General features: G+C 40.4%; 29 protein-coding genes. 14 read left to right on the top strand and 15 right to left on the bottom strand.

The genetic code is table 11. The annotated features are described in order from the left end of the window. Positions 1-33: 33 nt before the first annotated feature. On the bottom strand, positions 34-1,050 hold the full coding sequence (gene moaA / locus QNN06_RS09260; RefSeq protein ID WP_284037492.1) for a GTP 3',8-cyclase MoaA: 1,017 nt from the start codon (positions 1,048-1,050) through the stop codon (positions 34-36). Positions 1,051-1,275: 225 nt separating this feature from the next. Between moaA and QNN06_RS09255 the strand changes: the two genes are divergently transcribed. Continuing rightward, a complete protein-coding gene (locus QNN06_RS09255; protein ID WP_213116634.1) occupies positions 1,276-1,974 on the top strand; it encodes a Crp/Fnr family transcriptional regulator in 699 nt (232 codons plus the stop codon). A 43-nt stretch (positions 1,975-2,017) separates the two neighbouring features. Here the strand turns inward: QNN06_RS09255 and QNN06_RS09250 are convergent, their stop codons facing one another. From QNN06_RS09250 to QNN06_RS09240, 3 genes are all read right to left on the bottom strand, one after another. After that, positions 2,018-3,142, bottom strand: a complete 1,125-nt coding sequence (locus tag QNN06_RS09250) for a TIGR04053 family radical SAM/SPASM domain-containing protein (protein ID WP_213116635.1) — start codon at positions 3,140-3,142, stop codon at positions 2,018-2,020. Between the two features lie 159 nt (positions 3,143-3,301). Further along, the gene (locus tag QNN06_RS09245) at positions 3,302-3,640 is read right to left on the bottom strand and encodes a DsrE family protein (RefSeq protein ID WP_213116636.1); all 339 of its coding nucleotides are present in this window, start codon (positions 3,638-3,640) and stop codon (positions 3,302-3,304) included. 17 nt (positions 3,641-3,657) lie between these two features. Then, a complete protein-coding gene (locus QNN06_RS09240) occupies positions 3,658-3,966 on the bottom strand; it encodes a metal-sulfur cluster assembly factor (protein WP_213116637.1) in 309 nt (102 codons plus the stop codon). 167 nt (positions 3,967-4,133) lie between these two features. Between QNN06_RS09240 and QNN06_RS09235 the strand changes: the two genes are divergently transcribed. The 3 genes from QNN06_RS09235 to QNN06_RS09225 all read left to right on the top strand — a co-directional run bounded on the left by QNN06_RS09235 (position 4,134) and on the right by QNN06_RS09225 (position 5,401). Then, complete coding sequence (locus QNN06_RS09235; RefSeq protein ID WP_213116638.1) at positions 4,134-4,946, top strand: Cof-type HAD-IIB family hydrolase; 813 nt, start codon at positions 4,134-4,136, stop codon at positions 4,944-4,946. 114 nt (positions 4,947-5,060) lie between these two features. After that, a complete protein-coding gene (locus QNN06_RS09230; RefSeq protein ID WP_213116639.1) occupies positions 5,061-5,213 on the top strand; it encodes a hypothetical protein in 153 nt (50 codons plus the stop codon). Positions 5,214-5,215: 2 nt separating this feature from the next. After that, entirely contained in the window at positions 5,216-5,401 is a 186-nt protein-coding gene (locus QNN06_RS09225) for a DUF3813 domain-containing protein (protein ID WP_213116640.1), read from the top strand. Positions 5,402-5,573: 172 nt separating this feature from the next. On the opposite strand, the gene QNN06_RS09220 is transcribed toward QNN06_RS09225, so the two are convergent. Further along, positions 5,574-6,263, bottom strand: coding sequence for a BsuPI-related putative proteinase inhibitor (locus QNN06_RS09220; RefSeq protein ID WP_213116641.1), 690 nt, complete (start codon positions 6,261-6,263; stop codon positions 5,574-5,576). Positions 6,264-6,356: 93 nt separating this feature from the next. Then, the gene (locus QNN06_RS09215) at positions 6,357-7,199 is read right to left on the bottom strand and encodes a YitT family protein (protein ID WP_213116642.1); all 843 of its coding nucleotides are present in this window, start codon (positions 7,197-7,199) and stop codon (positions 6,357-6,359) included. A 111-nt stretch (positions 7,200-7,310) separates the two neighbouring features. Here QNN06_RS09215 and QNN06_RS09210 point away from each other — a divergent pair, with 111 nt between their 5' ends. Beyond that, positions 7,311-8,171: a DegV family protein gene (locus QNN06_RS09210; protein ID WP_213116643.1), complete on the top strand. Its 861-nt coding sequence runs from the start codon at positions 7,311-7,313 to the stop codon at positions 8,169-8,171. A gap of 101 nt (positions 8,172-8,272) precedes the next feature. On the opposite strand, the gene QNN06_RS09205 is transcribed toward QNN06_RS09210, so the two are convergent. After that, complete coding sequence (locus tag QNN06_RS09205; RefSeq protein WP_213116644.1) at positions 8,273-8,404, bottom strand: DUF3941 domain-containing protein; 132 nt, start codon at positions 8,402-8,404, stop codon at positions 8,273-8,275. A gap of 72 nt (positions 8,405-8,476) precedes the next feature. Next, complete coding sequence (locus tag QNN06_RS09200; protein ID WP_213116645.1) at positions 8,477-9,340, bottom strand: CvfB family protein; 864 nt, start codon at positions 9,338-9,340, stop codon at positions 8,477-8,479. A gap of 113 nt (positions 9,341-9,453) precedes the next feature. On the opposite strand from QNN06_RS09200, the gene QNN06_RS09195 reads away from it, so the two are divergent. After that, positions 9,454-9,945 carry a YajQ family cyclic di-GMP-binding protein gene (locus QNN06_RS09195; RefSeq protein WP_213116646.1) on the top strand — a complete coding sequence of 164 codons (492 nt, stop codon included), beginning with the start codon at positions 9,454-9,456 and terminating at the stop codon, positions 9,943-9,945. An 81-nt stretch (positions 9,946-10,026) separates the two neighbouring features. Here the strand turns inward: QNN06_RS09195 and ltrA are convergent, their stop codons facing one another. The 3 genes from ltrA to asnB form a co-directional block, all read right to left on the bottom strand. Continuing rightward, positions 10,027-11,301 carry a group II intron reverse transcriptase/maturase gene (gene ltrA, locus QNN06_RS09190; protein ID WP_284035999.1) on the bottom strand — a complete coding sequence of 425 codons (1,275 nt, stop codon included), beginning with the start codon at positions 11,299-11,301 and terminating at the stop codon, positions 10,027-10,029. 532 nt (positions 11,302-11,833) lie between these two features. Continuing rightward, a complete protein-coding gene (locus tag QNN06_RS09185; RefSeq protein WP_213116647.1) occupies positions 11,834-13,207 on the bottom strand; it encodes an alpha-amylase family glycosyl hydrolase in 1,374 nt (457 codons plus the stop codon). An 81-nt stretch (positions 13,208-13,288) separates the two neighbouring features. After that, on the bottom strand, positions 13,289-15,136 hold the full coding sequence (gene asnB / locus QNN06_RS09180) for an asparagine synthase (glutamine-hydrolyzing) (protein WP_213116648.1): 1,848 nt from the start codon (positions 15,134-15,136) through the stop codon (positions 13,289-13,291). Positions 15,137-15,359: 223 nt separating this feature from the next. Here asnB and QNN06_RS09175 point away from each other — a divergent pair, with 223 nt between their 5' ends. After that, the gene (locus tag QNN06_RS09175) at positions 15,360-15,923 is read left to right on the top strand and encodes a DUF2777 domain-containing protein (protein ID WP_213116649.1); all 564 of its coding nucleotides are present in this window, start codon (positions 15,360-15,362) and stop codon (positions 15,921-15,923) included. A 34-nt stretch (positions 15,924-15,957) separates the two neighbouring features. On the opposite strand, the gene QNN06_RS09170 is transcribed toward QNN06_RS09175, so the two are convergent. Further along, on the bottom strand, positions 15,958-16,986 hold the full coding sequence (locus QNN06_RS09170) for a ThiF family adenylyltransferase (protein ID WP_213116650.1): 1,029 nt from the start codon (positions 16,984-16,986) through the stop codon (positions 15,958-15,960). Positions 16,987-17,206: 220 nt separating this feature from the next. Here QNN06_RS09170 and QNN06_RS09165 point away from each other — a divergent pair, with 220 nt between their 5' ends. Beyond that, complete coding sequence (locus QNN06_RS09165) at positions 17,207-19,036, top strand: aldehyde ferredoxin oxidoreductase family protein (protein ID WP_213116651.1); 1,830 nt, start codon at positions 17,207-17,209, stop codon at positions 19,034-19,036. A 46-nt stretch (positions 19,037-19,082) separates the two neighbouring features. On the opposite strand, the gene QNN06_RS09160 is transcribed toward QNN06_RS09165, so the two are convergent. From QNN06_RS09160 to QNN06_RS09150, 3 genes are all read right to left on the bottom strand, one after another. Continuing rightward, complete coding sequence (locus QNN06_RS09160) at positions 19,083-19,355, bottom strand: MoaD-like domain-containing protein (RefSeq protein ID WP_213116652.1); 273 nt, start codon at positions 19,353-19,355, stop codon at positions 19,083-19,085. 1 nt (position 19,356) lies between these two features. Further along, positions 19,357-19,629 carry a ubiquitin-like small modifier protein 1 gene (locus tag QNN06_RS09155; RefSeq protein WP_213116653.1) on the bottom strand — a complete coding sequence of 91 codons (273 nt, stop codon included), beginning with the start codon at positions 19,627-19,629 and terminating at the stop codon, positions 19,357-19,359. Positions 19,630-19,855: 226 nt separating this feature from the next. Then, the gene (locus QNN06_RS09150) at positions 19,856-20,215 is read right to left on the bottom strand and encodes a YisL family protein (RefSeq protein WP_217032964.1); all 360 of its coding nucleotides are present in this window, start codon (positions 20,213-20,215) and stop codon (positions 19,856-19,858) included. Between the two features lie 193 nt (positions 20,216-20,408). On the opposite strand from QNN06_RS09150, the gene QNN06_RS09145 reads away from it, so the two are divergent. The 6 genes from QNN06_RS09145 (at position 20,409) to QNN06_RS09120 (ending at position 22,451) form a co-directional block, all read left to right on the top strand. Beyond that, the gene (locus tag QNN06_RS09145; RefSeq protein ID WP_213116655.1) at positions 20,409-20,630 is read left to right on the top strand and encodes a spore germination protein; all 222 of its coding nucleotides are present in this window, start codon (positions 20,409-20,411) and stop codon (positions 20,628-20,630) included. 17 nt (positions 20,631-20,647) lie between these two features. Further along, on the top strand, positions 20,648-20,887 hold the full coding sequence (locus QNN06_RS09140) for a spore germination protein GerPB (RefSeq protein ID WP_213116656.1): 240 nt from the start codon (positions 20,648-20,650) through the stop codon (positions 20,885-20,887). Between the two features lie 118 nt (positions 20,888-21,005). Further along, positions 21,006-21,617 (top strand): spore germination protein GerPC, encoded by a 612-nt coding sequence (gene gerPC, locus QNN06_RS09135; protein ID WP_213116657.1) that lies wholly within the window; start codon positions 21,006-21,008, stop codon positions 21,615-21,617. Next, on the top strand, positions 21,614-21,808 hold the full coding sequence (locus QNN06_RS09130; RefSeq protein WP_213116658.1) for a spore gernimation protein GerPD: 195 nt from the start codon (positions 21,614-21,616) through the stop codon (positions 21,806-21,808). Before gerPC ends, QNN06_RS09130 begins: the two co-directional genes overlap by 4 nt. Further along, entirely contained in the window at positions 21,801-22,190 is a 390-nt protein-coding gene (locus QNN06_RS09125) for a spore germination protein GerPE (RefSeq protein WP_213116659.1), read from the top strand. Before QNN06_RS09130 ends, QNN06_RS09125 begins: the two co-directional genes overlap by 8 nt. A 42-nt stretch (positions 22,191-22,232) precedes the next feature. Further along, positions 22,233-22,451 (top strand): spore germination protein, encoded by a 219-nt coding sequence (locus QNN06_RS09120; protein WP_213116660.1) that lies wholly within the window; start codon positions 22,233-22,235, stop codon positions 22,449-22,451. Positions 22,452-22,471 lie beyond the last annotated feature (20 nt).

Here is a 22,471-nt window from a genome sequence, read left to right as displayed (position 1 = left end):
ATTGCAGGCTGTTTTCTTTTCTTTGCAATTTGTTTAACCGCCGATATAGGACATTTCGATTTTTTTTCGATTTTTGTTTGTTTCGGCCGTTCTTTCATCTGAATATCTATCATTTCTGCCATTCCAAATCTCCGCAATTCTTCCGGAAATTTGTTGGTCGGATGCGCCGTTTCTCATAAAATTACGAAGATCTTGGCCATTGCCGTTAAATAAACAAGTAAAAATCTGGCCATTCGCAGAAAGACGGGCCCGGGTACAGCTGGAACAGAACGATTCCGAAACGGAGGTAATAAAACCAACATTGGCATCGGTACCTTTGTAGCGATAATGCTTAGCAACCTCACCATAGTAAGCAGGGTCAACCGGTTCCAATTCAAATTCCGCCTTTAGCATTTCGTAAATTTCCTTTTTCGTCACAACATCATCCATTTTCCAGCCATTGGTGGAGCCAACATCCATATATTCAATATACCTCAGCTCCAGCCCTTTTTCTTTACAGAATTTAGCCATTGGAATAATGTCTTGGTCGTTTAAATTCTTTTTGACGACCATATTTAATTTTACGCCTAATCCTGCATCTTTAGCAGCTTGAATTCCTTCAAGAACAGGACCGGTCCCAATTCCCCTGCCATTGATTTTGCCAAATAATTCATCATCAAGACTATCGAGGCTGATATTCACTCTCTTCAAGCCTGCTTCCTTCAATTTCGCAGCCAATTTAGGAAGAAGAACGCCATTTGTTGTTAAGCCAATATCACTAAGGCCTTCAATTGCGGCAAGCTTTTCAATGAGAATCGGTAAATCCCTTCTTAACAGTGGCTCACCGCCTGTCAAGCGGATTTTTTTCACGCCTAGCCGCACGAAGATTTTTGCTAACCGTTCAATTTCCTCATAGGTCAGAAGGGCGCTTCTTGGCAGAAATTCAAAATCCGGCCCGAATTGATCGGCTGGCATACAGTATTGACAACGAAAATTACATCTATCGATAACGGAAATTCTTAAATCCCTTAACGGTCTATTAAATTTATCTGTAATGATTGTTTTTTCCATTTAATCAACTCCAATAAATAAAGAAGCTCATTTTAATACCATTGTAACAGATGGTTTAAAAAAATACTGTTACTTTCTTCACTATCCATATTTCCCTCAAAAAAAATCGTACAGTTTTCACTATATTGTCATTGTTTACTACTTCTACGTGACTAATCTTGATATAAAATGTTACTAACGAATCCAAGTTATTTATATAGAAATATAGTACAGGGGTGGAGAAAAATGGTTACGACAATGAAACCAACTCATTCAATTGAAATAAAAGAACTGCTTAATTTTGCTGATCGGAAGTTTAAAAGTGAACGGGGAAGATTTCTATTTCAGGAAGGGATGCTTGCTGATGATTTATATGTCATTATCTCCGGTAAAATTCAAATCAGCAAAATTACAGCAGATGGGCGGGAGTTGTCACTAAGAATTTGCGGAGAAAACGATATTTGCGGAGAATTAACCCTTTTCACTGATAGTCCAAAATATTTATTAAGTGCCAAAGTTCTTGAAGAAGGTGAGATCGCGGCAATAAAAAAAGAAGTACTTGAAAGTGAAATTTTCCAAAACAGCAAGCTTGCCTTTGAATTTATGAAGTGGATGAGCGATCACTTCCGCAAAACGCAGACAAAATTTCGCGACCTTGTCCTAAACGGAAAGCGCGGCGCTTTATTTTCAACCTTAATCCGGATGACCAATAGCTATGGGGTACCAAAAAGTGATGGAATATTAATCGATCTGCCGTTGACCAATCAAGAGCTGGCAAATTTCTGCGGCACTTCACGGGAAAGTACAAACCGTATCTTAAGTGAGCTGAAGCGTGATAACATCATTTCCATTAAACGAGGTAAAATTACCGTCCTCGATTTGCAATATTTAAAAGATGAAATTGGCTGTGAAAATTGTTCCACTGTTTATTGCAGCATTGAATAGTTTTTTGAGAGGAGGCAATCGAGAATCGATTGCCTCTATAAATTTATTGTGTTTGTTTTTCCCTTAAAGACTTAGGAATATAAACGCAGAATGGTTCACTTTCTAAATAATCCCCAGTCATGGCGTATGCCCTTGATCTTGAGCCGCCGCATACATGTCGGAATTCACAGACACCGCATTTCCCTTTAAATCCATCTGGATTTCTAAGTGCCTTAAAGATTGGCGACTCGCGATAAATTTCCGCCAAAGGGGTTTCCCTAATATTTCCTGCTTTAACCGGAAGCAGGCCGCTCGGATAGACATCTCCAATATGAGAAATAAACACAAAGCCATTGCCGTCATTTACACCCTTTGGTGCACGGCCTAGGCCATCAATCGAGCCAGTTAAGCCTTTTTCTGTCAACGCAGATAAATAGCTGATCTCCTCCGTCTGTTCTTTGGCTTCACGCATTTTTTGCTGGATTACTACACGGCGGTAATGCATCGCCTCCGTGGTTTTAATATCAAAAGGAACTCGCTTGCTTAGATCATAGAGCCATCTTAGCACCTTTTCATGCTCCACAGGCGATATCATATCAGATGCCTGTCCCCTTCCGGTGGGAACAAGGAAAAAGACACTCCACAGAACACATTTTAATTCTTCAACCAATTTCGCCATTTCATCAAGATGTTCGTAATTATATCTGGATACTACGGTGTTAATCTGAATCGGCATTTCCAGTTCATGTAAATATTTAATTCGTTCCATTGTTAAGTCAAAAGAGCCCGCTGTCCCACGAAAATGGTCATGAATCTCAGCAGTAGGACCATCAAGGCTGAACGCCCAACGAGAAAGTCCGACTTCTTTAGCCTTACGCATTGCATCAATTGTTACGTTAGGAGTAGCGCTTGGTGTCATCGAAACACGTACCCCTTTTGAGACTGCGTATTTGGTAATTTCAAAAATATCCTCTCTCATAAGCGGATCTCCGCCGGTAAATACAAGAAGCGGATTATTCATTTCATATATCTGATCAATCAAATGCTTGCCTTCTTCAAGCGTAAGTTCTCGAGGGTCCCTCGTATACTGGGCATCTGCACGGCAGTGCAGACATTTTAATTGACATGCTCGAGTTAGTTCCCAAATGACAATAAACGGATCTTTATTAAAGTCTCGGCTAAAATCCATCTTGAAACGCCTCCTATAAAACGGCTAGTTCAAACTAAATAGCCTTATTACTTCGTATTATAAAGGTGTTTATGTTTGAAAAAAGTGAACTACCTCACAATCTGCTTTCATTATATGGACGATTTGTGAATATAAAAAGCAGAGCATATCGCTCTGCTTTTATGAGATGGTTAAAACTTCGTATTTTGAAGACAGCTCAACAAAGTCAGCCATTCCGCTTATTTTGCCAACTGTTAATTTTTCGCTAACACCGTAGTGGTCGGCACAGGTTTTACACGCAAAAATGTTAACACCTTTATCCTCCAACTCTTTTAAATGAACGGATACAAAGGAATCCTCAGTCAACGTTAATACCCCACTGTTCATGCAAAAAACAGCTGCTGGGAGTTCCTCTCTTTGTTTTAAAACAGTAAAGAAAGTCTCTAAAACATTCTCCCCTAAAACCTGATCGCCTTTACCCAACTGATTTGAACTAACTAAAATGACTTTATTTTTCATCCTGCTGAAGGTCCTCCTTAACGAATTCCCAGTGCAATTTTTGCATAACGGGACATCATGTCCTTATTCCAAGGAGGATTCCAGACGATATTGACATCGACATCCTTGACTTCCGGGATATCAGCCAATGCTCTTTTTACCTGATCAACAATTGTACCGGCAAGTGGGCAGCCCATTGCTGTTAATGTCATAGTAACCGTCAGTTTTCCCTCGTCGTCCATTTCAGTATTATATATTAAGCCTAAATTGACGATATCGACGCCAAGCTCAGGGTCAATAACAAGCTCAAGGGCACCCATTATATTTTCTTTTAGATCTTCATTCATTTTATCTTCACTCCTGTTCAGTTTTATTGTAACCATTATAACAAAAGGTATTTCGAAAACCAGTATAGCGCGTTTCAGAAACATTTGAAGTGAATTTTTTTACAGTTTTAATATAAATTGATAACATATTGATAATAGAAACAAATACTTCCAAAGAGAGGTTTCAAATGACAGATAGACATTTAATTGCATTGGACTTAGACGGAACTTTATTAAAAGATGATAAAACGATTTCGGAAAAAACGAAGGAAGTTTTAAGAAAAGCAAGAGAAGATGGCCATATCGTGATGATCGCCACTGGGAGGCCATATCGTTCCAGCGAAATGTATTATCGAGAGTTGGATTTAGATACCCCAATTGTTAATTTCAATGGAGCCTTCATGCATCATCCCCGGAATCCGAAATGGGGCTTTTTCCATGAGCCGCTTGATATTAGCGTGGCAAAAGATATCGTGGAGGCCTGCCGCAGCTTTCATTTTCACAACATAATTGCTGAAGTGATGGATGATGTTTACTTCCATTATCATGACCAAAAGCTGATTGAGATTTTTAATTTTGGCAATCCCAATATTACCACAGGTGATTTAAGCAATTATTTGAAGGATTCACCGACAAGCCTGCTCATCCATACAGAGGAAGACCAATTAAAGAAGATCCGCGGCCATCTATCTGACGCCCATGCCGAAGTCATCGATCACCGCAGTTGGGCTGCCCCATGGCATGTTATCGAAATCATTAAGTCCGGCTTAAATAAGGCAGTAGGGTTAAAAAAAGCGGCGGATTATTATGGTATCTCCAAACAAAGAGTGATTGCCTTTGGTGATGAGGATAATGACTTAGAAATGCTTGAATATGCCGGTTATGGAATTGCGATGGGAAATGGCATTGACCAAGTGAAAAATATCGCCAATGATGTTACCCTTACCAATGAAGAAGATGGAGTCGCAGAATATTTGACTGATTTGTTACGTTTAAAATAATTACATCTAGTCACCATTGTTTACCTATATGAACCCCTCAATGTTGGAGCATACTATGGATGAGGCAGCGAAGCTGTTTCAATCCGAGCTTTTTAGCATATTGGAGGGATTCGAATGGGTAGATCAAACAAATCAAAACGCTTTGTCCAGCAAGGAAAGGATTCGGTCAACAAGCATTCAGAACGGATTCCTTATCACATGACCTACGCTGAAGCGGAAGCTCAGAAAATGGCCAATGTGCAAGAATCCTCGCTTGGAGGAATTTAACGATGGGTAACCGTTTATTCCAGGAAGCACGTAGATTTGTTGAATCGGCAATAACTGCCGGCCCAGGTGAACGTGACACAGCAGTGGCAAAAGCCAAGAATGCCCTAAGTTCTGCTTATGCCAACTCGACGGTCGCTGAGCAAAGACAGCTCCAAGAAATGCAACAAGAGCTTGACCAGATCCAATAATAAGAAAAGCGGAAGCGCCTTGAACAGGGGCGACAGGCATAAGACGAGCCTGCTAGAAGGCTGCCTTTTAGCCTTCTTGACGATTGGCTGTAGACCTGCGAGCCCCTAGGCGCTGAAGCTGGACAGTAAATGAGGAAAGCGGAAGTACCTAGGGAGGCGACTTCCGCTTTTTTCATTCAAATCTTTCTAATAATGCAGGGTAAGGATTACTCCTCTTGCCCTCAGCATTTTTTTCATAAAAATTCAGAAAGACCCCACCATGGTTTGGAAGCTTTTCAGCTGGAATCTGAATATCTACCTTAAAAGGTCTCCATTTATCACCTTTTCCGGCAACATCAAGCTTTTGCTCCCTCAGGAATTCTCTATGCCCATCCTCCACTGAATAATAAACCAACCTGTTTGGTGACTTTACTTCTCCGCTGACTTGGTAGTTTCCTTTTGTTCCTGATATTTTTATATTTCGGAAAACAGCATTTTCCTCAGGTACATATATTTTTTGCATTATGTTCAGTTTCGAGCGGTCAGTTACTGGCTTGCTGTTCAAGCTTGCTGCCCTTAAAACGGCTTGGATGGTATATTCCCCCGCTGGAACTCTTTTTCCCATAAAATGATAGTCCCATGTCTCAAGCCATTTCTTGCTACCATGTGCTTTAAGACTGATGGTTTGAAACGCCTGAAGGAAAAACCGGCCTTTTGAGTAGTCATATACTTCACGGCCCGCAGTATCAAAAATTTTAATTTCATAAAATTGTGAAGTGGGAAATTCAAAATGGAGCGGGAAATCCTCCTCATTTTTTAAAAACATTTCGATCGTTAATTGCTCAGGCATGCTTGTTGGGATTACATAAAATTTGTATGCCAATTGGTCCACCCCATTTGCATCTGTTTTTATTACCATAGGAAAGAAAAGTAACATGATACAACATAATATACGCATATGGAGCTCCTTTTTCCTTTAGTCTCTGCGAAAAAAACCGTAAACTCCGGTTGTTTGAATTATATTTGTAAACGCATGGGGGTCAACTTCTTTAATCACTCTCTCTAAATCAAATAATTCATAGCGGGTAATGACGATCATTAACATTTCCCTTGTTTCGTTAGAAAAAGCACCCTTCGCCGGAAGCATGGTGATTCCTCTGACCAGTTTCTTATGAATCGCTTTCTTAAGCTCATCCGCATTTTTCGTAATAATAAACGCGGTAAGCTTGGCATGCCTGGTATGAATCGCATCAATCACCCTTGTTGAAGTGTATAAAAAAACAAGCGTGTACAAAGCTTTTTCCCAGCCATATAGAAAACCGGCCGTAATAATAATAATGCCATTCAAGAGAAGCATATACGGGCCAATCGGTTTATCCTTCATTCTTGAAAGCACCATCGCAATAATATCAAGCCCTCCGGTAGAGGCGCCCCATTTTAAGGTGATCCCGACGCCCGCCGCAATAATGACACCGCCAAAGACAGCATTAAGCAAAATATCATGAGACATCCGATGGATTGGAATAAGCTCCAGAAATAATGAAGAAAGAACCACGCTAAGAAAACTATAAATGGTAAAGGACTTCCCTACCTTTTTCCATCCTAGGAACGCAACCGGGATATTTAATAACAACAGCAAGACCCCCATTGAAATGTTCAACGGTGTATATTCGGTCAATACTTTAGAAAGCAGTTGAGCAATTCCTGTAAAACCGCTTGAATAAACATTGGCGGGAATAAGAAATAAATTCATTCCAAGGGCAGTCAAAAAAGCACCCACAATGACGATGACGATTTTTTTTGTTTCCTGCCAAACCATTGATAAATCCCCCTTTATTTTTACTTCAACCTTAATAAATTAATTGTTTTTTCCAGATGAAACCGATACACTTAAAACGAGTATGATAAGATTTTGAATGAGGTGAGCTTCATGCAGGTAAAAATACTAGCTGACAGCGCATGCGATTTACCTAAAAGTTTTTATGAAGAAAACAACGTCACATTACTTCCCTTAAAGGTCCTCATTAACGGTGAAGAATATGAAGATGTCAAAAGCATAGACCCGAAAGCGGTTTATGATTCTATCCGGAATGGATCAGTACCGAAAACTTCTCAGGTTTCACCACTTCTGTTTGAGGAAGTATTTACAAAAATGGCGGAAAATAATGAATACGGAATATACATAGCCTTTTCATCCGAACTATCCGGAACATATTCAACCGCTGTTATGATTCTTGACCAAGTCAAGGAAAAATATCCAAATTTTAATTTAACCATTGTCGATACTAAATGTGCCTCTCTCGGTCAAGGCTTAATTGTGATGGAAGCAGCAAAACTTGCAGCACAAAATGCAGCAAAAGATGAAATCTTAAGAGATGTCCAGTTTAGAGCAAACCATATGGAGCATCTTTTTACGGTTGAAGATTTGGATTATTTAGCTAAAGGCGGCCGTGTCTCAAAAGCTTCAGCATTTCTTGGGGGCTTATTAAATATTAAGCCAATTTTGAATGTGGAAGACGGCAAACTGGTTCCAATTGAAAAAATCCGCGGTAAGAAAAAAGTGCTCCGGCGCCTAATTGAACTTGCATATGAACGTGGCGAGAACTTGTCAAACCAGATCATTGGCATCAGTCATGCGGATAATGAAGTGACGGCACTAGAAGTAAAAGCGATGCTTGAGGAGGAATTCCAGCCAAAAGAAGTTTATATTTCCTCCATCGGCTCAGCAATTGGGGCCCATACCGGTGCAGGGACCATCTCCATTTTCTTCTTGAATAAAATTCCTTCATAAATAAAAAACAGAGCTCTGGGCTCTGTTTTTTATTTTGTTAATAGCATAAATTAAACTACGCCTCATGAACCGTCCTATCGGACATGCCAATCGGCAAGTTTTCATTTATGATCGGTTTTCTTCGAGTACTGATTTTTTCCTGCTTGGCGATTTTTTTCTCGCATCATATTTTTTTCATGGTGCAACGCATTATTGTCTTGTGCCTTTTTATCATTATCGGATGTGTGTGGCATTTTCTTACCCCTTTCCATCTGCTTTCGCTTAGTAGTGTCTGTCAATTTGGAAAAGAGTATGTACGCCAAAATCTACTCCTTCTTGACGTAGGTCCAAAAGTCTTCCTGGTATACCTTTCCTTCTTTGATGAGCTTACCAAGAGCTCGCTTAAATGCGGCTTTGCTTAAGCCAAAACGCTCTTGAATGTCTTCTGGCATGCTTTTATCACTGTAAGGCATAGCACCATTTCTGCTCATCAGATATTCATATATTTTGACTGCATCAGTATCCTGGGACTCCTGTTTTCTGGCAAGTAAGGAAACGTTTATCGTTCCGTCTTCCTTAACATCGATGACTCGCCCCTCAACCTTCTCACCCAGACGTGGCTCAATCCGACGCTGCGATTCATGAATGAATCCTTTGAAGCCTTCAATAGTGTAAAGCCAACTGCCGACTTTGGCCGTTCGGTAAATGTACCCTTGAACATTTTTATTAAATTCGTTTCTCGAAGCTTTTGTGGATATAGACTGGATTACCGGGTCACTGGCAAGCTTGGCGTACAAAAGAGAATTTCGGTTGACCCTTAAGGTTATATAAACCATATCCCCTTCCTTGGGCCAAACCGATTTATGCACCGGTAAATCTTCGGCACCAAGCAGAATGTCTTTCATTAACCCGATATTTAAAAAGACACCAATCTCCTCTTTTACATCTGTCACCTTAACCCATGCGTAGCGGCCGACGGCCACTTCAGGTATCGTCGTGGAGGCCGCTGGACGTCCCTGAGAATCCACATAGATAAACACTTCTATTTCGTCGCCTTCCGCAACATCTCGATTCACTTCATTATTATGAAGCAATACATCTTCATTGCCATCTGTTAAAAAATAGCCGAACTCAGCTTGACGGGCTACCGTTAAAGTTGTTGTTTGTCCTATAAGTTCTTTTATTGCCATTATCTTATACTCCCCTTTTCCATCTCGGAGTTATCCTTTAGGTTGTTTGAACTGCTATATTTTACTATAATGTAGACATAAAGGGAAACTTTAGCAAATTCGGAGGTTTTGTCATGTCAAAAGATAGCTCATTTGATATTGTATCCAAAGTTGAATTTTCAGAAGTCACCAATGCCATTACACAAACGATGAAGGAAATTAGTACGCGCTACGATTTTAAAGGAAGTAAAAGTGAAGTTTCGTTAGACAAAGAAGAATTGGTACTTATTTCTGACGATGAATATAAAATGGACCAGCTTAAAGATGTTTTGCTCAGCAAATTAATTAAACGGGGCGTCCCGATTAAAAATCTTGATTATAGTAAAATCGAAAAGGCCTCAGGCGGTACCGTCCGTCAAAGAGCCAAACTTGTTCAAGGCATTGATAAGGAAAATGCAAAAAAAATTAACACTATTATTAAAAATAGCGGACTGAAGGTCAAAAGTCAGGTCCAGGATGACCAAGTCCGGGTCAGTGGCAAAAACCGAGATGATTTACAAAAAATCATATCCCTTGTTCGTGAAGCAGATCTCACCATTGATGTTCAATTTATTAATTATCGGTAATCGAGTAGAGGGAAAATAGGTTGACTATTTTCGCCCCTCTCACAACACCGTACGTACGGTTCGCGTATACGGCGTTTCAATTTATATTACAGTGTGTACTTTTAGGTAACGTTCTAGAGCAGAGGGTACTCCCCTCTGCTTTAGTCTTTTGTTTGAGATTGCTCTTTGGACAACTTTTGATAACCCGATATACCGGTATCCTTTCCGGCAGAACGTTAATCCTTTCGCTTCTTCTTCGGGTATTCCTAGTTGAATTAGCGACTTGATTTGTTTTGCCGATACTTTCCATTGTTTCCAGATGATTACTCTTATTCTTGAGCGTAGTTTCTTATCAATTCGACTTGTTAATTTTTTCATATTTGCGATTCTAAAGTAATTTACCCACCCGAACATGACTTGTTTCAGTTTCAATATTCGGTAGTCTAGCGGAACACTCCAGTTTCGCTTTGTCAGTTGTCGAAGCTTCCTTTGAAATTTCTGTACTGAAGTTGGGTGAGGTTTCGCTTGGTATCTCTTGTTTGTGAAATCGTAGTAATACCCAAATCCTAAGAATTTCAATTCTTTTGGGCGAGAGATTTTACTCTTTTCGACATTGACTATCAACCCTAATTTTTCTTCTATAAATTTCACGATTGATTTCATCACTCTGTTCGCTGCTTTTTCACTCTTCATAAAGATGAGGGCATCATCCGCATATCTCACGAATCGTAGTCCTCTACTTTCTAATTCCTTATCGAATTCATTTAACATAATATTACTTAAGAGCGGACTGAGGTTGCCTCCTTGCGGAGTCCCAATTGGTGTTTCTTCATATTTCCCATTCACCATAACCCCACTGACAAGGTATTTTCTTATTAGTGATATGACGTCTCTATCATTTATTGTGTTAGATATGATTCGCATAAGTTTATCGTGGTGGACTGTATCGAAGAATCTTTCAAGGTCAATGTCTACTACCCAATCGTGTCCATCATTCAGAATTTCCAAGCTTTTTATAATCGCCATTTCACAACTTCTTTTTGGTCTAAAGCCGTAACTGAATTCACTGAACTGCTCTTCAAATATCGGACTGAGAACTTGATGAATGGCTTGCTGAACTACTCTATCCACTACTGTTGGTATTCCCAATTTGCGCATCTTTCCATTTTCTTTTGGGATTTCCACTCTTAAGGCAGCTTGTGGTTGGTATTTTCTTGTTCTGATACGCTGACGCAGCTCATCCTTATTCTCTTTCAGATATTGCTTTAATTCATCGACCGTTACTCCATCGACCCCACTTGCACCTTTATTTTTATAGACACGTAAGTAGGCTTCATTCATATTTTTATTACTTAGAATCTGTTCTAAAAGTTCCACACTCGTTTCTCCTTCCCTCTCACGTAGTAAGTGATAGCTCCCTTTTGGTTATCCTTTGAGATACGCTCATACTTTCGCCATTAACACATTCGGAGTACGTCACTCACGCATTCGTGGTGTTGAAACACTATAAATTGTTCAGCCCTTCATGAATTTTCATTCATTACTATGGCTTCTGCTGACTTCTTGCGGCTAACCTTTTTCGACTGTATTTCTGTACATCCGCAAGACCTCCCAGGGTAAGACAACTATCTTTCCTCTTTTACTCGCCTGATTTACTCTATAAAGTTACGCACATCTTTTGGACTTTGACTTGATATGGAGCCTTATCCTTTTATAAAGCCTTGGTATCAGATTTCTGTTCGTCGAGCCAAGATTTTATTCCACGCTTCCTCCAGCCCCTACCTCACGGTAAGCGCCTTGCGTTTCCTTAGTGGTTGGTCGATGTGTACCCCCACAGTGGACTTTCACCACCTAGATAGTTGTCATGCCTGGCACACATAATAAAAGAGGCTGTCCTTAGGCAGCCTCTTTATTCTACGATATTCGTTTTACCCCGTCTAAAAACTAACAGAAGAAACCAAATGGCAAGTATCCCCGGTATCACTGCCGCAGCAATAAATTTCAGGTTAAAGCCTGTTTTTTCCGCCAATACATATATTTCAGAATTGTCCCTATCAACGATTAGAATATATTGATTATCCCTGCTACGGACAAGGTCTCCGCCCAGGAGGCCGCGAAGCTCTTTGCCGCCTTCCACTTGATCGCCAGTTAAGGTAACCTTTTGGGATTTGTTTGTATTATTGATGGCAATTATCGATGTTTCCCCTTTATAGACACGCTTATAAACCGCCATTCCGGACTTTTCATAGAGCATTTCCATCGTTCCTCTTGTTAAGGAAGGCAGTTGATTTCTTAATTCACCAAGCTTTGTTATATAGTCGATTAGATCTTTTTCCGTCCGGAAATTCATCAGCCTGCGGTTATCCGGAATATCTCCGCCCGTCAAGGCAATTTCCGTCCCATAATACATAACGGGAATCCCTGGTGTCGTATAAATATAGGTTAAGGCAGTTTTCCATCTGGCTCCAGGGAATTGTCTTTCATCTACTATATCTTTGGTAAATCTTTTGGTAAATTCATTATCAAAAAAATGAGCATCTAAGTTTTGTTTGTCCGCTGCAGGAGGAATCGATTGAAAGGAGCGGTCTGTAGTGGCAAACACCTGCCTCATCTGTTCACTCTCGTTATAATCAAATAAGCTATCAATTCCCGCTTCATGATAAACTTCCAAGTCATCGGCTGTGTTTCCCGAGGAGACTCCCATCAATAAAAAGTCTTTTTTCTCCTGCTTTACAGCAGCCGAAAACTCCCGCCAAAAGCTAATTGGAACTTTATTGACTTCTGGGAGGCTGTATCCATCAATATTCGTTTTCTTGATCCACCATGTGGCGGCATCAATTAAATTTTTGCCCTTTACCTCTGAATTTGCAGGAAAATCAATTATTACCCGCAATTTCCTTTTATGTGCTTCGTTGACAAGCTTCTCGAAATCTTTCATTGTTCCAAAATGCTCGTCCACTTTATAGTAATCCTTCACCCAATAACCGTGATAACCATTTTCCCTATTATCAAAAATTGGAGTCAGGCGAATTGCCGTGAATTCCATGTCTTTTATGTAATCAAGCTTATCGATAATTCCTTGAAAATCCCCGCCATTGTACTTTTCGAGATTCTTTGTATCCACATCGAAATCATTTTGGGTATTCCCATTATTAAACCGGTCAATCATAATAGAATAAATGGTTTCATCCTGCCACTGTCGATTTTCTTTTGTTACATTTGCATAGGCCGGTGACGAAACCCCAAGTAAAATTGCGATTAAAATGAGTATAATCCTGTTCATCTAGCTTCCTCCTCATAAAAAGAGAAGAGGATTCCCTCTTCCCTACATCCATTTTAATCTAATTAAGTTTTTATTCCAAATTTAATTTACGATATTGATATTGTAATCCTTAAACCATGTGTGAAGCTGAACAAAGTAGGCTAATAATTGCGGTCCTGTCATCAACTGGCCAAACCAAGGCTCTTTGAACGATTTTCCTCCAGATTGAGTCAGTTTTTCCAATTGCTCTTTGTCAAAGAATTCATGAATAGCTGAAGACTTATCCTGTAAAATAGCCAGCATCTGATTTTGAACGGCCTTGGTATATTCCGGATTATGTGTTTTTGGATAAGGGCTTTTTTTACGGTACAATACTTCCTCAGGCAAAATGCCCTCAAAGGCCTTACGCAGAAGTCCTTTTTCCCTGCCGCAGTACATTTTCATCTCCCACGGGATATTCCAAACGTATTCTACTACTCGGTGGTCTGCAAACGGGACTCTGACCTCGAGGCTAGCCCCCATGCTCATTCGGTCTTTCCGATCCAACAGAGTGTTCATAAACCATATCATATTGATATAAAATAACTCTCTTCGCTTTGATTCCTCCAAGCTTTCCCCTTCTAGTTTAGGCGTTTCGGAGATGGTCTGACGATATTGTTCCAAGCTATATTCACTTAAATTTAACCGGTCCTTCCAAAACGGCTTTAATAAATTTTCCCTTTCCGCAACCGATCGCATCCACGGAAAGCCGGGGCGCTCTAAGTCTTCCTTGCGATGAAACCATGGGTAGCCGCCAAAAATTTCATCCGCACATTCACCTGACAGACTTACAACAAAATCCTTTTTTATCTGTCTGCAAAACCATAGTAAGGAAGAGTCTATATCGGCCATGCCGGGTAAATCACGAACGTGAACAGCTTCCACTAATTCATCAACTAATTGCTGCTGTTTAATAATTTCGTTATGGTGTTTCGTTTGAAACGTATTTGTCATAAGATTAATATATTTTTCGTCGGAATCCGGCTGAAATTCATTCGCAGTAAAAAATTGCTGATTACCCTCATAATCAATCGAATACGTTTGAAGCTGCCCTTTCCCCTGCTCTTTTAAACCTTTAGCGGCAACGGCTGTAATGATACTCGAATCGAGACCTCCTGACAATAAGGTACATAAGGGTACATCCGAAACAAGCTGTCTTGTGATGGCATCGCTGACTAAGAAACGTACTTTTTCCGCTGTTTCCTCCGCATTATCCTTATGCTCCTCACTTTTTACATTCCAATAACGCCAAATTTTCAAGCCGTTTTTGGAAAAGGTAAGGGCATGTGCCGGCCGTAATTCGTTAATCCCTTTAAAAACTCCAGACCCTGGCGACCTCGATGGCCCAACACCCAAAACCTCTGCCAGACCCTCATGAGTAATCTCTGTTTTCACCTCTGGGTGGGCAAGGATAGCTTTTAACTCTGATGCAAACAACACCCCATCCTGATGTTCTTTGTAAAATAATGGTTTTACACCCAATCGGTCGCGTCCGATAAAGAGTTGCTCTTTTTTGCTATCCCAAACTACAAAGGCATAGATCCCATTTAAATAGTTCACACACTCTTCCGCCCATTCTATATAGGCACTTAACAGTACTTCAGTATCAGAATGACCATTAAAAGAATATCCTTTAGTAAGGAGAATTTTGCGCAAATCTTCGGTGTTGTATAATTCTCCATTGTAGCAAATTGTATATGTTGATCCATTCTTTTGTTTGGACATGGGCTGACGTCCCCCGGCAGGGTCGACGACGATCAGCCGCTTATGACCGAAACCAACATGTGTATCTGCCCATAGATTCGTTTCATCAGGACCTCTTTTTGCCAATGTTTGCGTCATCTTTTCAATTGAATGTTGTTCTCTTCCAACCCATTTTTTAAAATCAACCCATCCTGAGATACCACACATGTAATTTGTACTCCTCTCGGTGATTGCAGTTAAATTTACTGCCTAGATGGTGATTATTCTATTCAGCCCAAAAGAATTGGTTAATTGTCCATAACAGAAATGGAATCGGTCAGATTGTATATATACTTACGATTCAATTGATTTTTTTAAAATAGGTGTAGTTATAAAATCCCTTTAAGATGTCAAAAAAGGAAAATGAAAGCATCTGGCATGGAGGTTAACGATGAATCGACAACAACGAATCCATCTATACGATATTCAAGAGCGGTCTTATACAGAAGGGACCGTAGAACAAATAAATGATCAATGGATATTTTTTGATGAGGAAACTGAGGAAGCTTCTATGTTAGAGGAATTTCTTCACCAGGAAATTGAAATCTTCCGGATGAACCGCTGGAAAAAGGGAATATTGTATGAACCAGGCAACATCAGAATTGGAAACGAAGTAACGATGCTGCGGGATCATGATACTGTAAGAATTAGGAAGCATTTAATCTACTCTCTCGAACGGCTTTTAGATGGAATTAATGATGATGCCTTTTTCCAATTTGTCACGACCTTGAATTCTTTGGATTTTTCCATTTATGACTGTATTTACTGTTATAATCATTTGTCCTTTCTTTCGGATGAGAATCGTAAAGATGGGGTCAATTTTATGGTTTTTGATAATCAAGAGCTCATTTGCAATGTCCAGCATCATTTTTATTATTATGAAAAGGTCAACGACCGGTTTGAGTTTACAATTAACACTGGCAAGCGATTAATCATTGAAAAAATGATTTCATAAATAAAAAAAGGCTGAGTCGTCAGCCTTTTTTTATTTAATCTCCAATATATTTGGCATAAAGTGATTTTGCTTTGATGATATCGTTAGTTCCATGGATTAGGACCCTGGCATCTTTGAAAATGACAATGGAAATCCCTTCTTCGGGGGAAAATCGGACGAGAAAGTCATTTCCGGCCGCTTGAGTGCTGTTTACAAGCCTTGCACGAACTGTTTTTAAATCTAGCTCCCGTTTCCTTCTAGGATTGACCTGCACTGTGTTCCGCCCGCAAAGAGATGTATAGGATGCCTGCTGCTCCGAGGAGCGGTCCAGAAAGTCAAATCTCCTTTCCACGCAGGCCGGACAATTAGGATTTCGCCCCTGTGAAATATCCATTTGCATCATCGTCATATCCCAGATGTCGATTTGTTCAAGATTAGGAGTCGTCTTTGCATCAACTAGATATTTGATGGTTTCCATCGCCTGAAAGGAACCGATAATATCCGTTAACGGAGAAAGAACGCCAACAGTATCACAGGTTTCGCCCAATCCTTCCGGAACATCTGGAAATAGACAGCGATAGCAAGGAGTAATCCCTGGTTTGATGACGGCAAACATTCCTCTTGAACTGACAGCCGCCCCATGAACCCAAGGAATGTCATACTTAATGGCCACATCATTGATTAAGAAACGGGTCATAAAATTGTCCGTTCCATCCACAATTATATCCATCCCACTTATCAGCTCTTCAGCATTATCCAAATTAACATCGGCAATAACAGCATCAACCTTAACGGATGAATTAATTTTATTCAGCCTTTTTTGCGCGGCAATCGCTTTTGGAAGATTTAATTCCGCATCCTCTTCATCAAATAGCGTCTGCCGCTGGAGATTGGACAGCTCCACTACATCCCGGTCAATCAGCCTAAGATAACCGACACCTGAGCGGACTAGATGATTCGCAATAACCGTCCCAAGCGCACCTGCTCCGATCACAACCACTCGGGCTTCCAGCAATTTCTTTTGTCCCTCTTCTCCAATGGCCCGAAACAGAATTTGTCTCGAATACCGCTCTAAGTTACTCATCCAACCGCCCCATTTCTACAAGTTAATGAATTGCAATTATTTCTATTTTATCAAATTCATAATTTCCTACTATCACATAAATTTTAATTTTAAAAATATTGTAAAAATGATACAATAAATATTGGATTTAAAGATAATTTTTGGGAGAAATCTCTTATTAAAAAAATATATAAAAATAAGAGATGTTGCTATACATTTTTATAGGAAGAGGGGTATTAGCTTGAATTTAGGTGGTTTTAAAAACAAAGAAGTAGTCGTCGATTTATCATCTCGTACCATTGATTACAGAGCCATCAACGAAGCAGATGCGAAAAAGTATATTGGCGGACGGGGGCTTGGCGTTAAATATGTTTTAGATAACGGCCCCGATGTGGAACCGCTCTCATCTGAGAACCTGCTTTGCATCATGACTGGTCCTGTTACAGGTTCACGCTCCTCGATGAGCGGACGCCTTTGTGTTGTCACAAAATCCCCGCTTACAGGTACCGTAACAGATTCTCACATGGGGGGGTGGACAGCGGCACGCCTTAAATGGGCAGGTGTCGATAATATTCTCATCAAAGGGAAAAGTGACCAGCCTGTTTATCTCTATATCGAAGAAGGCAAAGCCGAGCTTCGCGACGCCTCAAGCCTGTGGGGAACAAGCGCCAGAGAATTTGTTAAAACGATGAAGGACCAATACGGTGAGAAGGACCTGAGTGTCATGACCATTGGCCAGGCCGGTGAAAATACCGTCCGCTTCTCATGCTTCATCAACGAGCATGATCGGGCTGCAGGACGCGGCGGAACAGGCGCGGTTGCTGGTTATAAAAAATTAAAAGCGATTGTCATTAAAGCAGCCCAAAAAGGCAATATGCCGGCGCCAAAGCTTGAAAACGAATATAAAGAAGCCAACAAAAAGGCTGTGAAAGCGATTTTAGATGGCGGTTTGACCGCTCCAAATAAAGGCGGCTTATCCGTATACGGAACGAACGTATTAACCAATATCATCAATGAGGTTGGCGCGCTTCCAACAAAGAACTCCCAATTCACTCACTGGGAAGAAGCCGAAAAGCATAGCGGTGAATATGTAAACACACACCTTCGTGTTGCCAACAACACCTGCCATGCCTGCCCGGTCGGTTGTAAAATTGAAGTTGAAGTAAAGGATGGCAAGTATAAGACGAGGGTTGAAAGCATCGAGTTTGAATCTGCTTGGTCACTTGGTTCCAACTGCTTATTAAGCGATTCCGAGGCCATCTCCTACTTAATTGACCGCTGCAATGAGTACGGTCTTGATACCATTGAGCTTGGTCATGCGTTTTCAGTAACAATGGAAGCTTACGAAAAAGGGATTATTACCGACAAACTCAACTGGGGCGATGCAGATGCGATGATTGAATTGACAAGAAAGATTGCTCTGCGTGAAGGTTTGGGCGGCATTCTTGCCGAAGGTCCTGCCCGTGCGGCAGCCCATTTTGGAGCGCCTGAATTATCCATGTCCGTTAAAGGGCAGTCCATACCTGCCTATGACCCACGCGGAATTCAGGGTATTGGTCTTGGGTATGCGACAAGCAATCGTGGTGCCTGTCACCTGCGCGGTTATACCGTGGCAAGTGAGATTGCCGGAATTCCGGAGCCTACCGACCGCTTAAAGCCAGAAGGAAAGGGCGAATTATTAAAGGTATTCCAGGATATGCTGGCCTTTGGTGATTCCATGAATATTTGTAAGTTCTCCTCCTTCTCTGAGAATGCTGAGCATTATGCCGAGCAGTATAGTGCAATGACCGGTATTTCACTCACTGCTGAAGATGTAATGAAGGCAGGGGAAAGAATTTACAATCTTGAACGCTATTATAATAACCTTGCCGGCTTTAACAAGAGAGAAAATGATTTCCTTCCAAAACGCTTTACGGAGGAACCTGCCTCAGGAAATAGTGCTGGGTTTGTAAGCCGCATGGATATCATGCTTGAAGAATACTACCAGGTACGCGGATGGAAAGATGGAGTTGTAACGGAAGAAAAACTTCGTGAATTAGGGATTATCGACCATGAAGGTCAATTAGTTTAATAGTTCATTTAAAAGAGGCTGACTCATTATGAGTCAGCCTCTTTTCTTAACCTCCTACCCTGGAGGTTTTATATCGATATTTTTTGATTAGTTCCTCAAGGGCGCTCGTACTTTCTGCACAAAAACGAACAAAAACAGCATTCACCTTAAAAGTTGATGTAATGGATATGATTTCTTCTGATAGAATCTGACCCGTCCAGCATTCTGCTGAATATGTATATGGGAAGAAATCCGTCACCTTTTCGGCGCCAAGTTCCTCGAAATACATTCCAAGATGTTCTTTACGGATGCCGCGAAACTCTAACTCTTTCACCAGCATATTATCCTCCAGCAACGGGCGGAAATAAGGCGAACTGGTCGGTATCCACTACTTTTGTCTCCAGGTCATCAAGATGGATGATATTTCTGCCGTTGATGAACACATGGACAAATTGCCGCAATTTTTTTTCCTCTGTAAAAATTTCCTCCCTTAGTGCAGGAAACATTTCCACCAATTTATCAAGAACGTCAATGACCCGATCTCCCTCAGGCAATACATTTACGGATACACCACCGCAAATTTCTCTTAGGTTAGCAAATACCTTTACAACCACCGGCTCCACTCCTCTCTATTTATTAAAATATTAAAAGAAAAACACCTAGTTGTCATCCTATTAATGGTAATAAATAAAATAAATGAAAACTCGCCGATTGGCGAGTCTGATAGGACGAAGACTGAGGCATAGTTGAATTTATGCGTTAGGAAATTATAAATTTGTGAAAATTTATAATTTCCTATAGCTAAAAAAGCCATCGGAACAATCCGACAGCTTAAAAATTTTAAGGGTTTAGAATGGACATTGGCAGTTCAACAAAACCCAAATATAAAACAAGGGCCCATGCAATCACAAACTGAATCCAAAATACTGAAGTTTTTCGCTTAGCTGTTGCGCGGCTGAGAATCATTTCAAAAAGGCCGATAATCCAAAGTCCTACAACTGCTTTTAAAATATACAACACGCTGATATTTGACAGCATGAATAGCAGACCAACACCAGTTGCGATGATAACAAGATAAAGCACCCTTAAAATCATTTGTACAATTTTTGCCCCTTTTGCCTTCCCGCTCGAATGCAAGGAAAGGGCCACAAAAAACAAAATGAGAGCTAACGCCCAAGCCGTAACGTGACCATGAATCATATAATAACTGCCTCCTATGTATTGTTATCCTGTCTATCATATCATAGGGAAATGAAAAAAACGAAGAAAAGGAATGGTAAGAGCCTTATTTGAATAAAAATCACGATAATAAGTTTATTTGGGCTTTTTTATCACATTATATGAGCCCAAACATAGAATGGTAAGGACCAAATAAAACATAAGGGTGTTGTTTATGCCAGCCATCGTTGGAGTTGCGCAAGTCATTACACTGGGTAACAGCTCTGTTTTTCACATTGGCGATGTTTATAAGATTATGCCGTTTGCAGCTGCGAAAACATTTTCCGGGGCTGGATCCTTTAATACCGGTGAAAGATTGGATGTTAATAACAGAATGAGTTCCACAAATACCTACGATCCAGAGCTGATTGATCAAGCAAATGCCTTTAATATGTAATGAATGGGTGGGGTATTATGAATTTTTTTATTCAACAATCCATTCACATCAATTATATCAAAATCGGCGGTATCACCAATTCTTCTATCTTACAAATTGGGAGTGCCGGGATCATTAAATCAGCCGCCTATTTAAGCAATACCGGCGGATTTACACAGCCGGCTCCAACCGCTATTAAACCTGGTGAAGTCGTAAGCCCGACTACATCCCCACTAACACTGGCCCCTGCTGTTCCACTGCAAGCGCCAGTCACGTAGCAGAAAAGAATGGAATCCTTTAAAGATAAGCATTCTTGTAAAATAACAACCAGAATACCATTGCTGCTGCATATATTTACTTAACAGGAAAAAGTAATTTTCTAGTGAGGTGAGATATATGTATCAGGATTTGAACCAATATATTCAATGGCTGGTTCGGAGTGTTCAGGAACAGGAAAACCGAATTGCTTCATTAGAAAGGGCTATTCAACAAATGAAGGATGAAATCAAAAAGTTAAATGAAAAGCCGCCTATCAATGTGGAGAGAATTGAATACAAATTTGACCAGTTAAAGGTGGAAACACTTGAAGGAACATTAACGATTGGGTTAAATCCGAATGACCTTTCCGGGATTGAGGATTTTGCGGTTCAAAATCAATCTCCTAAGGCTCCAATTACACCCCAGGATTTCATGCAAAGAACAATGAAAATAGAAGAGGCTATTTATCAATATTTAGAATCAGATTTGCCGCAAATTATTGAAAATGCCCAAAATCAGCTGGCTATCCCGCCAAATGAATCCTATTTTAGCTTCATTCGGGATGATATTATGAAACAGCTTCCGAACAGGATTGATTTTCATTTTAAGGCATTGAGCCAAGACCGGACAATTGATGTAAATACAACTGAGGAACAAATTATAGAACTTATAAAAAAGGAAATTCAAAATGGCGTATTCGTTTTTCTGCAAAATATACCTGATAATATGAAAGGAATGAACAAGGAATGATTTTTGAAGTCTATAACAGGGATATTTGTGTAGGGAATATTAAAATCACCGGGGTTGCAAGCTCTTCATTGGTCATGGTGGGCGATACTCAAACCATCCAGTTGGCAAGTGCTTTTGATACTCCTCCGGAATCCTTAATCATCGGCCCCTTCGTTCCGCTTGCACCGGATGTGACTCCTGGTTATGCTTGAACGAATATCTAAAGTCGATTTTTTAGGTACAAAGGTTGTCTCTTTCTCCTCCATTATTCAGGTGGGTGATTCCTGCATTTTAGATGCATTCTCTCGGGCTCTTGCCGTTCAAAGAGAAGCGGAAATCTTTTATGGTCAAGAAGGGAATACTCCTTCATTTCCGGTAACGACAAAACCGATTCCGTTTCTGCCGATTAATGAAAACATATCCATCAGGTCGCATCATTCCAATCCTGTTATAAAGGTTCAGAAAATAGATATCGTAGGAATTTCCAATGCCTCCGTACTGAATGTCGGTAATACGAGGAATGTTTCAATGGAAGCACGTGTAAAACATATCCGGCAGCTCCTTCCACATGGACATGAAGAGGATCTGCGGTAAGAGATACGCGATCAACAAGTTTTTTTGCAAAGGATGTTATAAATGCCTGCAATTATAGGACCAGTTCAGATTGTTAATGTTTCCGGCGGAATCGTGCAATTTGGAGATACCTTTTATATTTCGCCAAAATCCACTTCGAAAACTGCCGCGGGTTCTGGAGGGTTCAATACTGGTGGAGTAGTGATTGCCAACAATGGCCTTAGCGGGACCAATGTGGTTGATACAAAGCTGCTTGACCAGCCAATTGTCGGGAACAATTAAAAATGACATAAACCTTCAAA

It is taken from the genome of Neobacillus sp. 114, assembly GCF_030127045.1.
Taxonomy (GTDB): domain Bacteria; phylum Bacillota; class Bacilli; order Bacillales; family Cytobacillaceae; genus Neobacillus; species Neobacillus rhizophilus.
This window is presented reverse-complemented; position numbering and strand designations above follow the sequence as displayed.